The sequence below is a fragment of the uncultured Brevundimonas sp. genome, assembly GCF_963974615.1.
Lineage (GTDB): Bacteria > Pseudomonadota > Alphaproteobacteria > Caulobacterales > Caulobacteraceae > Brevundimonas.
Genome location: NZ_CAXBDH010000006.1, coordinates 134699 through 147983, shown reverse-complemented (window position 1 = coordinate 147983; position 13285 = coordinate 134699). Strand labels below are relative to the sequence as shown.

Sequence of the window (13285 nt, the reverse complement as noted above, 5' to 3'; positions counted from 1 at the left end):
TAAAGTCCCGCTTGTTGACCCAGATCAAATCCGGCGAACGCCGATCGCCTAGTGTCGTTCCGTTCAGGAGAAAGACATGGCTCACTACAGCGCGCAGTTTCCGGTCCGCCGTCTGTGGCTGATCTTCGCCGGAACGATGATCCTGATGTTCGGCACGCTGATTTATTTCGGCCATCAGATCTATCAGCTGAAGCCACCGATTCCCGCGGCCGTCGTGTCCACGTCTGGCGAGACGGTCTACAGTCGGGCTGAAATCGAGCGCGGCCAGAACGTCTGGCAGTCCATGGGGGGCATGCAGCAGGGCTCGATCTGGGGTCACGGCAGCTATGTCGCGCCCGACTGGAGCGCCGACTGGCTGCACCGCGAGGCGCTGGCCCTGCTGGACATTCTGGCGCGCGATGAAGGCCGTGACGCCTACGCTACCCTGGCGGCTCCTCAGCAGGCGCGGCTGCAGGCCCTGCTGCGTCAGGAGATGCGCACCAACACCTATGACCCGCAGACAGGGGTTGTCACCGTTAGCGAGGCCCGCAGCGAGGCGATCACTGCCGTCGGCACCCATTTTTCGGATCTGTTTGAGGCCGGCTCGCCTCAGGGGCAGGCCCTGCGCGTGCAGTACGCCATGCCGGTGCACGCGACCCTGTCGGCCGAGGAGGCCCGGACCGTGGACGCCTTCTTTTTCTGGACCGCCTGGGCCGCGACCACCCAGCGACCCGGCCAGGAGATCACCTACACCAGCAACTGGCCGCACGAGCCCCTGGTCGGCAATACGCCCGGGGGCGAGATATTCATGTGGACCTTCATCTCGATCTTCGTGCTGCTGGCCGGGATCGGTGCTCTGGTCTGGTATTATGCCAGGGAGTTCGACATCTGGCGTCGCGACGGCGAGCCGGAAACGGGCTTTGCCACGACGGACTTTATGGCGGGGGTCGTAATCACCCCGTCGATGCGGGCCACCCTCAAATATTTCGTGGTGGTCGTGGCACTGTTTGTGACCCAGATCGGTCTGGGCATCGTCACCGCCCACTATGCGGTCGAGGGCCAGGGTCTCTACGGTCTGCCGCTGGCGGACTATTTCCCCTATGCCCTGACCCGCACCTGGCACACCCAGCTTTCGGTGCTGTGGATCGCCACGGCCTGGCTGGCCACAGGCCTGTATGTGGCCCCCTTGCTGGGTGGGCGCGATCCCAAATGGCAGGTGGCCGGGGTCAATTTCCTCTGGGTCAGCCTGCTGGCCATCGTCGTCGGGTCGTTCGCCGGTGAGTGGCTGGCGATCAACCGGATGATTCCGGATCTGAAGATCAATTTCTGGTTCGGTCACCAGGGCTATGAATATCTCGACCTGGGCCGGTTCTGGCAGGCCTGGCTGTTCATCGGCCTGCTACTCTGGGTCGCCCTGGTCCTGCGCGGGATGTGGCCCAGCTTTCGGGAAAAACAGAGCCGCTCACTGCTGTACCTCGTGGTGCTGGCGACCGTCTCCATCGGCCTGCTGTTCGGCGCGGGGCTGGTCTATGGCCAGCACACTCACATTTCGATCATGGAGTACTGGCGCTGGTGGGTGGTGCATCTGTGGGTCGAGGGGGTGTTTGAGGTGTTCGCCACCGCCATTGTCGCCGCCCTGTTCGTCCGCATGGGACTGGTCCGGGTTTCGGTCGCGACAACTTCGGTCCTGTTCGCCACCCTGATCTTTCTGGCCGGGGGCGTTCTCGGTACCTTTCACCACCTGTATTTCAGTGGCACCCCGGTCGCCGTGATCGCCCTGGGCAGCGTCTTCTCCGCCCTGGAGGTGGTGCCGCTGATGGTGGTGGGGTTCGAGGCCTACAGCCGGGCGCAGCACTCGGCGGTGGCCGACTGGCAGAAGGTCTACCACTGGCCGTTCATGTTCTTTGCCGCCGTGCTGGTGTGGAATCTGATCGGGGCCGGCCTGTTCGGCTTCCTGATCAATCCGCCGCTGGCCCTGTATTACATGCAGGGGCTGAACACGACCGCGACCCATGCCCACGCGGCCCTGTTCGGGGTCTATGGTATGCTCGGCCTCGGCCTGATGCTGTTCTGCCTGCGCGGCCTGACCGACCCGACGCGCTGGAACAACCGGCTGCTGGCGATCAGCTTCTGGTGCCTCAATATCGGCCTGGCGATGATGGTGTTCCTGTCGCTGCTGCCCCAGGGCCTGCTGCAGGCACATGCCAGCTTCACTCGCGACTATGCCTTTGCCCGCAGTGCCGAGTTCATTCACAGCCCGCTGATGGAGACTCTGGTCTGGGTTCGCGTTCCTGGCGACATCGTTTTCAGCGTCGGCGTCTTTGCCTTCGCCGTCTTCCTGGTTCAGGCCGTGATGGGGGCGCGCAAACGGTGAGGGCGGCCATCGGCCCCGCCCCTCGACGGGGCTGACGACGGTCCGGCCGGATCTGGTCCCGGACCTTTACTCTACGCGTCGCATGGGGGAGGTCTGGGGTCGGTTTTCCGGGGGAGTCTCCAATGCGCCTGATCCTCGTCGTCCTGTGTCTGCTGGTCCTGCCCGTCGGGGCTCATGCTCAGGTCCGTGACGCCGAACGCGCCATGGCGCAGACGGTGGCCCAGGAGCGGGAGCGCTCCATCGCCCTGCTGGAACGGTTGGTGAACCAGAACAGCGGCACACTGAACCTGGCCGGTGTGCGCGCCGTCGGGGAGATGGTTGAGGCCGAGCTGGTGCCGCTGGGCTTTGCCGTACGCTGGGTCGATATGGCCGAGACCGGGCGGGCCGGTCATCTGATCGCCACCCACCCGGGGCCCGGGCGCAATGTGCTGCTGATCGGACATCTCGACACCGTGTTTGAGGCAGACGGGCCGTTTCAGGCCTTCGTTCGGGAGGGAAACCGCGCGGTCGGACCCGGCATCGGTGACGACAAGGGCGGGGTCGTGGTCATCATTGCGGCGATGCGGGCGATGCAGGCGGCCGGGCAGCTGGATCGGGCCAATGTCACCATCGTCCTGACCGGAGACGAGGAGCGGATCGGCGCGCCGGCGACGATCGCCAGACGCGACCTGATCGCGGCCGGGCAGGCGGCCGACTATGCACTGGAGTTCGAGAACCTGGCCGTGGATGACGGACAGGAGTTCGGTACGGTCGCGCGGCGCAGTTCATCCAACTGGACCCTGACCACGACCGGCGTGACTGGCCATTCCAGCGGCGTGTTCAATGCGACGCTGGGCTATGGCGCGATTTATGAGATGACCCGCATTCTCGACGCCTTTCAGCGTGAGCTGCAGGAGCCCAATGCGACCTTCAATGTCGGCGTGATCGCCGGCGGCACGCCCGCGGCGATCGACGCCGAGGGCTTCAGTGTCACCGCCTCGGGCAAGACCAATATCGTCGCCGAAACCGCCATCGCCCGCGGCGACCTGCGCACCCTGACCCGTGATCAGGACGAGCGCGTCCGGGCCGGGATGCAGGCCATTGTCGCCGCTCATCTGCCACAGACCGACGCGACGCTGGAGTTCGGCGAGGGCGGCTATCCGCCGATGGCCCCGACCGACGGCAACCGTGCCCTGCTGGTGCGGCTCAACGCCGTCAATCGCGACCTCGACCTGCCGCTGATGGCCGAGTTCGACCCCGGTCGACGCGGGGCCGCCGACAGCGGCTTTGTGGCCCAGGACGTCGATACCCTGGGCGGTCTGGGTGTGGCCGGGGGCGGAGCCCATGCCGACGGCGAATGGGTCGATCTGGACAGTCTGGCCCGTCAGGCCCTGCGCGCGGCGGTGCTGGTGTCGCGGCTCAGCCTCGACGACCCGCGCTAGAGCCGGGCCCGCACCGCGCGGGCGAAGGCGGCTCCGCCGTCGGGCGCATGGTCCAGATAGATGTCGGGCTCGATCAGTTCGGCCTCCATCAGCAGCCAGCGCCCGTCGCCGTCCGGCACCATGTCGATGCGGGCATAGAGCAGGGGCTCGTCGATGGCGGCCAGCACCTGTTGCGCCAGGGCCAGGGCTGCGGCCGGGGGTTGGACCAGGGGGGTGTAGAGACCGCCGTACTGGTCCTGGATGCGGAAATCGCCGGTGGCCGGGCGTTTGTTGATCGCATGGCTGAAGCGGTCGCCGAAGAAGATCAGCGAGGTCTCGCCGGCTGTTTCGATGGTCGGCAGATAGGGCTGGATCATCGCCGCTTCCGTCGGCAGGTCGGTCGGGATCTGGCCGCGCGACACGAGCTGGGTCTGCCACGCTCCGGCCGAGACGGTCGGCTTGACGATCAGCCGTTCGGCCCCGGTGGTGTCGAAGGCGGCGACGACCGTGGCAGTGGTGACGGCGTCACTCCAGATCGTTTCCGGCATCGGCACGCCACGCCCGGCGAGGCGACCCAGATAGGCCTTGTCCGAATTCCACGCCAGAACCGACGTCGGGTTGGCCAGCGGCAGCCCCGCTGCGGTCCAGGTCGCACAGGCCTGGAGCCAACGCGGATGGTCGCGGTGATAACCCCAGACGATCATCGGCAGGACCAGTGAAAACCCGGTCAGGCCAGCAGCACCGGTCACGTGATCGGTCCAGGGTGTGGCCACGGCCTCGATCCCGGCCCCCGCCAGGGCCGCCGACAGACGGTCGCGCACGCCGGGCCATTTGCTCGCATAGGAGGGATCGGTGGGGTCGGGAGTCAGCAGGGCGATACGGGTCATGATCGTCTCCTGACCCGAAACCGGGGGTGCCCGCAACCGTGCGTCGGCCTGTCCCTGTCTGGCCATTTGCGTCCGCGCCCGCTAAGGGGCGCGCCATGACCCAAACAAACACCCCTGCCCGCCATGACGTCTGTGCTGTCGGTAATGCCATCGTCGACGTTCTCGCTCCGTGTGACCCCGCCTTCCTGACCGCCCAGGGCCTGACCCCGGGTTCGATGTCGCTGGTCGATGAGGCCCAGAGTGCGGCCCTGTATGACGCGATGGCCGCCGGGGTCGAGGCCTCGGGCGGATCGGCCGGCAATACGGTGGCGGGCGTCGGCTCGTTCGGCGGGCGCGCCGCCTATCTGGGCAAGGTCGCCGACGACACCCTGGGCCAGGTCTTCACCCATGACATTCGCGCCGCCGGTGTGACTTTTGACACTCCGGCCCTGAGCGGCGGGGCCGGCACCGGCCGCTGCCTGATCAACGTCACCCCCGACGCCCAGCGCACCATGTCGACCTTCCTCGGCGCGGCCAACCAGCTGACCGTGGCCGACATCGATCCGGCCGTGATCGCCGACAGCGCCATTCTGTATCTGGAAGGCTATCTGTTCGACCCGGTCCCGGCCCGCGCCGCCTTCGTGGCCGCCGCCGAAGCCGCTCACGCCGCCGGTCGCAAGGTGGCCATCACCCTGTCGGATTCTTTCGTCGTCGGGCGCTGGCGCGTTGAACTGCTGGCCTTCATTGCGGCCTCGGCCGACATCGTTCTGGCCAATGAGAGCGAACTCCTCGCCCTGTTCGAGACCGAGGATTTTGAGGCTGCCGCCGGACAGCTGGCGGCGATCGTCGAAACCGCCGCCATCACCCGCAGCGCGGACGGTTCGGTTATCGTGCGTGGGTCCGAGCGGGTCGCGGTAACGGCCGCCCCGGTCGGCAAGGTCGTCGACACCACCGGGGCCGGTGACCAGTATGCGGCGGGCTTCCTGCTAGGTCTGGCCCGTGGTCTGTCCCTGGCCGAGGCCGGGGCCCTCGGTTCGCTGGCGGCCGCCGAGGTCATCGCCCACTGGGGCCCCCGGCCCATGACCTCTCTCGAGCGGCTGGCCGTAGCGGCCGGGCTGAAGCTCGCGGCCTAGCCCGGCCGCTTCAGCGTCACATACAGCGCCCCGTCCCCGCCGTGGTGACGGGCCGCGGCGGCGAAGCCCGACACCACCCCGCGTAAGGTCGGGCCGGTCAGCCATTCATGGACCGAACCGCGGATCACCCCGGTGCCGCCGCGCCGACCCTGGCCGGTGATGACCAGCACCGCACGATAGCCGCGCGCCTGGGCCCCGGTGAGGAAGGCGGTCAGCGCATCCTGCGCCTGGAAACGACCATAGCCATGCAGATCGATTCGGGCCTCGATCGGATCGCGTTCGCGCGACAGGCGGCGCTGACGCCGTGGCTCCAGCACCTCGGGCACACCCCGCGGGGTCGCGGTCTGAAGGGCCGGGCGGGAGAGCGGGGCGGATCCGGTGGCGGGCTTTAACGCCGGTTTGGGAGCTGGTCGCGCCAGGCCCGACGCGGTCGGGTCGACCGGAGGCGGACCCGCGACAGCGATGCGCGGGGCCTTGAGCGGACGGGCCGGGGCGACCGAGCCGGTGACCCGGGCCCAGATGCGCCGGTCCTCGCCGGTCAGATCTCCACCGCGCCGGGCGACCATCAGGACTCGTCGTCGTCGAAGCTGACGGTGGCGGGCCCCGGTTCATGCACAATCAGATCGCCCGGCTGGCAGTTCAGCTCGCGGCACAGGGCGTCGAGGGTGGTGAAACGGATGGCGCGAGCCTTGCCGGTCTTGAGGATCGACAGGTTGGCCAGGGTGACGCCCACGCGGTCGGCCAGCTCGGTCAGCGACATGCGCCGTTCGAGCAGGATGCGATCGAGCTGGATGCGGATGGCCATGGCGGGAATCTATCCAATCACGCTCAAATAGTCAGTTCGGATTCGCGACGCAGGCGGGCACCTTCGCGGAACACCTCGGCCAGCACGAAGACGACGAGGACGGAGAAAATCGGCGTCAGCAGGTCGGTGAAGCCCTGGGGGGTCATGATGCCGGGGGCCAGACGCTCGGCGATCAGGCTTTGGGCCAGCCATTTACCGCCGGTGACCACGGCCAGGATCAGGCCGATCTGGCGCAGGCGGCGCACATTGGCGGGCTGGAACGGGTCACCGACCGTCAGGGTGCGGAAGATCATCCGTAGGCTGCGCAGGATCAGCATGAAACTGCCGAAGAAGGCGGCGGCCGAGCCGAGGGCGAACAGCAGCAGGGGGCGGGTCAGGGGCTGTTGCAGCCCGCCGGAATCGTCTGTCACGGTGATGTTGAGGTTGGCCAGGGGAACGAAGATGGCGGCGATCAAGCCGACGATCAGGGCGCTGGTGATCAGACCCAGCAGCACATAGGCGACGTCGAGGGCGATCTTGAGCAGGCTGGCGACCGAGCCTGGTCCGAGGGCCTTCAGGTTCGGGGCGCGGAATCCGTGACCCGGCAGGCGGGACCCGAGAGATGCCATCGTCGGGCGGCGCATACGGTCGAACCTCAGGCCGGGAGAGGGGCGGTGATTGCCGCGTGGGGTCCGGCTGACCCACACGCGGATCTATACATCGCGGGCTTTGAGGGTGGCGTCAAAGTGGTCGGCAATCAAAACGCCTGAACAAGGCAGGCGACCAGGGCGGTCGGGAAGGCGGCCAGCAGGGCGGCGTTGATGATGCCGTGTCCGACCTTTTCCATCCATAAGGATGCGCTCATGGTGTTCATTGTCTGTCTCCATCGAAATAACCGGGACAATTTATGCCCTCGATTCAGTTAACCGCAGCAGGTTTGTTGCTCTTGGTGGCAACCGGGAGAACGTTGCGGCCTCCGTTCTTGATCAAATAGATAGGTCGTGCCGTGCTGGAAGTCATGTTACATATCGTTTAACGATATTAAACTTTGGCAAGGAATTGTTGCGAGGGCGTGATCGGAATGAATCTGAAATTAATCAAGGGAATGCGACTGGTCGCGGCGACCCATAATCCCGGCAAGGCGCGCGAGATCGCGGCGCTGCTTGATGGAAATTACGAGATCGTCACGGCGGCGGCCCTGAATGTGCCTGAACCCGACGAGACCGAGAGCAGTTTCACCGGCAATGCCATGCTGAAGGCACGCCATGCGGCGGCGGTTTCCGGTCAGGTCAGCCTGGCCGACGACTCGGGCCTGTCTGTGGCGGCGCTGGATGGGGCCCCGGGCATCTTTTCGGCGCGCTGGGCCGGGCCGGACAAGGATTTCGCCCTGGCCATGGCCAAGGTCGAGGAACGGCTGGAAGAGGTCGGGTCCCCGGACCGCAGCGCCTGGTTCACCTCGGCCCTGGCTGTGGCCTGGCCGGACGGGCCGTGCGTTGTGGTCGAGGGCCGGGTCGACGGCCAGCTGACCTTCCCGCCGCGCGGCGACCGGGGCTTCGGCTATGATCCGATCTTCATTCCCGACGGCCATGACCAGACCTTCGGCGAGATGGAGCCGACGGCCAAGGATGCCATGAGCCACCGGGCCCGGGCGTTCGAGAAGCTGAAGGCGGCGCTGATTGACTGACGTCCCGCTCCACCCCGGCTCTGACGTCGCTCAGGCAGCGATGCGCCGCGCGCATCGCGATAGCGACCCTGGAGATGACGTCGCCCTCTATATTCACTGGCCGTACTGCGCGCGGATCTGCCCGTATTGCGACTTCAACGTCGTGCGCGAGCGGGGCCGGGCCGAGGAGCAGACCGGACTGGCGGCGGCCATCCTGTCTGACCTTGAGGCCCAGGCGGTCCTGACCGGACCGCGCCGCCTCGCCTCGATCTTCTTCGGTGGCGGCACACCGTCGCTGATGGACCCGGTGGCGGTGGCGGCGGTGATCGCCCGGGCGAAGGCCCTGTTCCCGCCGCGCGGCGAGATCGAGATCAGTCTGGAGGCCAATCCGACCGACGCCGAGGCGGGGCGGTTTGACACCCTGGCCGCCGCCGGGGTCAACCGGCTGTCGATGGGGGTGCAGGCGCTGGACGATGCGGCGCTGAAATTCCTGGGACGCAACCATTCGGCCGACGAGGCGCGCCGTGCCGTCGCTGTGGCCGCCCGGGCCTTCGACCGGCTGTCGATCGATCTGATCTATGCCCGTCCCGACCAGACCGTCGAGGGCTGGACTGCCGAGCTGACCGAGGCGCTCGACATGGGGTTCGAACATGTCTCGCCCTATCAGCTGACCATAGAGCCGACGACAGCCTTCGGCCGGGCCGTGGCGCGCGGCAGCTGGACCCCGCCGGGCGAAGACCTGGCGGCGGCCCTGTATGAGGTGACCCAGACGGTGCTCGAGGGCGCGGGCTTCGACGCCTATGAGGTGTCCAACCACGGGCGTGGCGTCGCGGCCCGCTCGGCCCATAATCTGCATGTCTGGCGCGGCGGCGACTATCTGGGCCTCGGCCCCGGGGCGCATGGGCGGCTGACTCTCAAGGGCGCGCGCACCGCCACCGTCGCCCATCGCGGCATCGCCGACTATGTCGCCGGCGTTGCGGCGGGCACACCATGGCGCGACCACGAAACCCTGAACCCGCGCGCCGCCGCCGAGGAGCGGGTGTTGCTGGGCCTGCGCACGGTCGAGGGGGTGGCGCTGGAATATCTGGCGGTGCTGGACCGGAGCGTGACGGCGGGCCCGCTGGCCGGACTGATCGCCGACGGGTTTCTGACGATGGCGGCAGGTCGGGTGGTAGCCACCGCAGCAGGGCGGCCGGTGCTGGACGGGGTGCTGCGGGCGCTGCTGGTGTGAGCCGCGACCCTCTCCCGGCGGGAGAGGGAGTGGTGTTGAACCTTTCTTGCTCTGCCCTTGAGCCCGCACCCCGCCACTGGCACGGTCCCGGCGATGCCAGATTCCAGCCAAGATCCCGCGCCATTTCCGCCGACCGCCCCGCCGCCGCGTCCTGTCGCGTCCGGCCTGTATCTGGTGGCGACGCCGATCGGCAATCTGCGTGACATGACGCTGCGGGCGCTGGATGTGCTGGCGGCGGCGGATCTGGTGCTGGCCGAGGACACGCGGGTCACGGGCAAGCTGCTGTCGACCTACGGCATCAAGGCGAAGCTGGAGCGGTGCGACGACCATGCTTCGGCCCGGGCGGCCGAGGGGGCGATCGAACGGCTGCAGGCGGGCGAGGTGGTGGCGCTGGTCTCGGACGCCGGCACGCCGATGGTCAATGACCCCGGCTTCGTTGTCGCCCGGGCGGTGATCGCGGCGGGCCTGCCGGTGCATCCGATCCCCGGGGCCTCCAGCCTGCTGGCGGCGCTGTGCATCGCCGGACTACCGGCCGACCGGGTGCTGTTCGCCGGTTTCCTGCCGCCCAGGTCGGGGGCGCGCAGGACCATGCTGGAAGAGCTGCGCACGGCGCGCCAGACGCTGGTCTTCTTCGAGAGCGGGCCGCGACTGGCGGGCAGCCTGGCTGATATGGCGGCGGTGCTGGGCCCGCGCCCGGCCGCCGTGGCCCGCGAACTGACCAAACTCTATGAGGAATGTGTGCGCGGCACCCTGGCCGAGCTGGCTGTCGATCCACGCTGTCAGGGCCCCAAGGGCGAGATCGTCGTCGTCATCGGCCCCGGCGAGATGGAGGTGGCCAGTGAGGCCGACGTCGACGCGGCCCTGGCCGAGGCCATGACCCGGCTGGCCCCCGGCGAGGCGGCGGCGGAAGTGTCGAAGGCGCTGAACCTGCCGCGCAAGCCGCTCTACAAGCGGGCGCTGGAGCTGCAGGGGCGGGGATGAAACGACTGCGCCCCGTTCCGGCTCCGGTGCGGCCCGTTTCGGGTCGGCGGCGGGCGTCGGGGCAGGCGGCGCACCGGAGCGGTCACGCCGGCGAATGGCTGGCCGCCCTGTGGCTGATGAGCCGGGGCTATCAAATCCTGGGCTTTCGTCTGAAGAGCCGGGCCGGAGAGATCGACATTCTGGCGCGGCGCGGGCGGGTGTTGGCCGTGGTTGAGGTCAAACGCCGCGCCACGCTGGACGCCGCCCTGACCGCCCTGGGCCCGCAACAGCTGGCGCGGCTGCGCGCCTCGGGTCAGGCGGTGGCGCGCGGACGGCCGGGTCTGGCGGGCCTGACCCTGCGGCTGGATCTGGTGGCGCTGGCCCCCGGGCGGCTTCCTCGCCATGTTCGCGACATCGACATCGACAGCGACGGGCCTGACGGTCTGGCGGCGCAAACAATGTTGGGTCGTCACACCCCCTCCCCCTTGAGACCGGGGCGGCCGCCGGTCACATAGGGACGGTCCGACACCCGGATCATCCAAACTCCCCGCCACGATGGCCGCGCCATAAAGGAAGACTCCATGCTCAAGGTCGCGATCCAGATGGACCCCATGGAGGCGGTCGACATCCTGGCGGACACCACCTTCATGATGGCGATGACAGCCCAGGACCGGGGCTATCCGCTGTGGGTCTATGATTTCCGCACCCTGGCGCTGGAGGAGGGCCGACTGTTCTGCCGGGCCCGACCCGTGACCCTGCGGGCCGTGGCCGGTGACCATGTGACCTTCGGTGCGGAGGTGCGGCTGGACCTCGGTGAAGACGTTGACGTGATCCTGATGCGCCAGGACCCGCCGTTCGACATGGCCTATGTCACCGCCACCTATCTGCTCGAGACGGTTCATCCGAAGACCCTGGTGGTCAACGACCCGGCCGAGGTGCGCTCGGCGCCCGAGAAGCTGCTGGTCACGCAATTCCCCGGCCTGACCCCGCCGACCCTGATCAGTTCGGACCCGGTCGCCCTTGTCGCCTTCCACAAGAAGCACGGCGATGTGGTGCTGAAGCCGCTGCACGGGGCCGGGGGCTCGGGCGTGATCCGGCTGAAGGCGGACGATCCCAATCTGGAAGCCCTGATCGAGATCCACGCCGTCGGCAGCCGCGACCCGTTGGTGATCCAGAAATTCCTGCCGGCGGTGTCGCAGGGCGACAAGCGTATCCTGCTGGTCGACGGCGCGCCGGTCGGAGCGATCAACCGCATCCCGGCGGCCGGTCAGGTGCGCTCGAACCTGCACGTCGGCGGCACCGCGGCCCCGGTCGAACTGACCGCGCGCGACCGCGAGATCTGCGCCGCCATCGGCCCGACGCTGAAGGCGCGCGGCCTGATCTTCGTCGGCATCGATGTGATCGGCGACTGGCTGACCGAGATCAACGTCACCTCCCCGACCGGGGCCCAGCAGCTCAAGGCCTTCAGCGGCGTCGACGCCGCCGCCCTGATGTGGGACGCGATCGAGGCGAAGCGGGCGGGGTGACATCCGCGGCGGCGCAGGGCGGGGTTATACTGAAAGGTGATCCGTGGATTGGTTCAAGTATCTGGCGCTTATTACAGCGATTTACGCAGTATTCTTTTTCGTTCCGAGCCAAAATATCTGGAGGGCGTCCATGTTCTATGGGGCCGGGATGGCCCGGGTATTTGAAGAATTTAATATCTGGAACAGGCGTAGGGTTGTCATTTCGGCGGGGGGACTGGTGCTGTCTGCGATTGTGCCGGTCTTTTCCGGGGTGTCGCTGTTGATTCCGATAACAGTTGTCTGCGCCCTGATGCTTCTGGCGACGGCGGATTTTTTGCAGGCCCGGGAAATCATTCGACGTCATTCCGGACCGGGTGGGACTTGAACATCTTTTGAGTTCGTGATTTGTTCTTTCCCGCATAACGGGAGGGAGCGATGGTCGCTCGCGTGGTGACGGTGGCCTTCGACGGGGTCGAGGCGCGCCGGGTGGATGTGCAGGTGCAGCTGGTCGGCGCGGCCCAGCCCAGCTTCACCATCGTCGGCCTGCCGGACAAGGCGGTGGCCGAAAGCCGCGAGCGGGTGCGCGGGGCCTTTGCCGGCATCGGCCTGGGCCTGCCGCCCATGCGGATCATCGCCAACCTGGCTCCGGCCGACCTGCCCAAGGAAGGCAGTCATTTCGATCTGGCCATCGGCCTGGTGCTGATGGCCGCCATGGGGGTGATCATCCCCGACGCGCTCGACGGCTGGGCCGCCATCGGCGAACTGGGCCTGGACGGGCAGATTGCCCCGGTCGGCGGGGCCCTGCCGGCGGCGGTGGCGGCCTCGGCCATGGGGCTTGGGCTGATCTGTCCCGAGGCCAATGGACCCGAGGCCGCCTGGGCCGGGGACGTCGCCATCCTGGCCCCCCGTTCGCTGATCGGACTGATCAACCACTTCAAGGGCAGCCAGGTGCTGCGCCCGCCCGAGCCGGGCCCGGTGCGCGCCGGCGGGGTCGTGCCCGACCTGCGCGAGGTCAAGGGTCAGGAGAGCGCCAAACGCTCGCTGGAGATCGCCGCCGCCGGGGGGCACAATCTGCTGTTCATCGGCCCGCCGGGCTCGGGCAAGTCGATGCTGGCCCAGAGGTTGCCGGGCCTGCTGCCGCCGCTGACGCCGGCCGAACTTCTCGAGACCTCGATGGTCTGGTCGGTGGCCGGCCTGATCGAACGCGGGGCCCTGACCCGCGACCGGCCGTTCCGCAGTCCGCACCATTCGGCCAGTATGGCGGCCCTGACCGGCGGCGGGCTCAAGGCCCGGCCGGGCGAGGCCTCGCTGGCCCACAATGGCGTCCTGTTCCTCGACGAGCTGCCGGAATACAGCGCCATTATGGAGCAAACACACCAAGCACTATAGT

At 67.8% G+C, this 13285-nt stretch carries 12 protein-coding genes and 2 pseudogenes; 10 read left to right on the top strand and 4 right to left on the bottom strand.

Going from position 1 to position 13285, the window contains the following annotated elements:
* Positions 1–76: 76 nt before the first annotated feature.
* A complete protein-coding gene (locus AAC050_RS05810) occupies positions 77–2353 on the top strand; it encodes a nitric-oxide reductase large subunit (protein WP_339914115.1) in 2277 nt (758 codons plus the stop codon).
* Positions 2354–2475: 122 nt separating this feature from the next.
* Complete coding sequence (locus AAC050_RS05805; RefSeq protein ID WP_339914114.1) at positions 2476–3774, top strand: M20/M25/M40 family metallo-hydrolase; 1299 nt, start codon at positions 2476–2478, stop codon at positions 3772–3774.
* Here the strand turns inward: AAC050_RS05805 and AAC050_RS05800 are convergent.
* Entirely contained in the window at positions 3771–4640 is an 870-nt protein-coding gene (locus AAC050_RS05800; protein WP_339914113.1) for a transporter, read from the bottom strand. The genes AAC050_RS05805 and AAC050_RS05800 overlap by 4 nt on opposite strands.
* 95 nt (positions 4641–4735) lie before the next feature.
* Here AAC050_RS05800 and AAC050_RS05795 point away from each other — a divergent pair, with 95 nt between their 5' ends.
* Entirely contained in the window at positions 4736–5752 is a 1017-nt protein-coding gene (locus AAC050_RS05795) for an adenosine kinase (protein ID WP_339914112.1), read from the top strand.
* Here AAC050_RS05795 and AAC050_RS05790 read toward each other — a convergent pair.
* The 3 genes from AAC050_RS05790 to AAC050_RS05780 are packed head-to-tail and all read right to left on the bottom strand — an operon-like array spanning position 5749 to position 7180.
* The gene (locus AAC050_RS05790) at positions 5749–6318 is read right to left on the bottom strand and encodes a Smr/MutS family protein (RefSeq protein WP_339914111.1); all 570 of its coding nucleotides are present in this window, start codon (positions 6316–6318) and stop codon (positions 5749–5751) included. The two genes, AAC050_RS05795 and AAC050_RS05790, sit on opposite strands and share 4 nt — an antisense overlap.
* A complete protein-coding gene (locus tag AAC050_RS05785) occupies positions 6318–6557 on the bottom strand; it encodes a helix-turn-helix transcriptional regulator (protein ID WP_339914110.1) in 240 nt (79 codons plus the stop codon). Before AAC050_RS05785 ends, AAC050_RS05790 begins: the two co-directional genes overlap by 1 nt.
* A 23-nt stretch (positions 6558–6580) precedes the next feature.
* Positions 6581–7180 (bottom strand): DUF2975 domain-containing protein, encoded by a 600-nt coding sequence (locus AAC050_RS05780; RefSeq protein WP_339914109.1) that lies wholly within the window; start codon positions 7178–7180, stop codon positions 6581–6583.
* A gap of 437 nt (positions 7181–7617) precedes the next feature.
* Between AAC050_RS05780 and rdgB the strand changes: the two genes are divergently transcribed.
* The 7 genes and pseudogenes from rdgB to AAC050_RS05745 form a co-directional block, all read left to right on the top strand.
* Positions 7618–8220: an RdgB/HAM1 family non-canonical purine NTP pyrophosphatase gene (gene rdgB / locus AAC050_RS05775; RefSeq protein ID WP_339914108.1), complete on the top strand. Its 603-nt coding sequence runs from the start codon at positions 7618–7620 to the stop codon at positions 8218–8220.
* A gap of 40 nt (positions 8221–8260) precedes the next feature.
* The gene (hemW, locus tag AAC050_RS05770) at positions 8261–9430 is read left to right on the top strand and encodes a radical SAM family heme chaperone HemW (protein WP_339914143.1); all 1170 of its coding nucleotides are present in this window, start codon (positions 8261–8263) and stop codon (positions 9428–9430) included.
* Positions 9431–9523: 93 nt separating this feature from the next.
* Positions 9524–10411 (top strand): 16S rRNA (cytidine(1402)-2'-O)-methyltransferase, encoded by an 888-nt coding sequence (gene rsmI, locus AAC050_RS05765; RefSeq protein ID WP_339914107.1) that lies wholly within the window; start codon positions 9524–9526, stop codon positions 10409–10411.
* A pseudogene (locus tag AAC050_RS05760) lies at positions 10408–10803 on the top strand (YraN family protein); the annotation flags it as partial. The gene rsmI and the pseudogene AAC050_RS05760, both read left to right, overlap by 4 nt.
* A 168-nt stretch (positions 10804–10971) precedes the next feature.
* The gene (gene gshB / locus AAC050_RS05755; protein WP_339914106.1) at positions 10972–11916 is read left to right on the top strand and encodes a glutathione synthase; all 945 of its coding nucleotides are present in this window, start codon (positions 10972–10974) and stop codon (positions 11914–11916) included.
* A gap of 43 nt (positions 11917–11959) precedes the next feature.
* On the top strand, positions 11960–12280 hold the full coding sequence (locus AAC050_RS05750) for a hypothetical protein (protein ID WP_339914105.1): 321 nt from the start codon (positions 11960–11962) through the stop codon (positions 12278–12280).
* A 50-nt stretch (positions 12281–12330) separates the two neighbouring features.
* Positions 12331–13248 (top strand): annotated as a pseudogene (locus AAC050_RS05745) (ATP-binding protein); the annotation flags it as partial.
* Positions 13249–13285 lie beyond the last annotated feature (37 nt).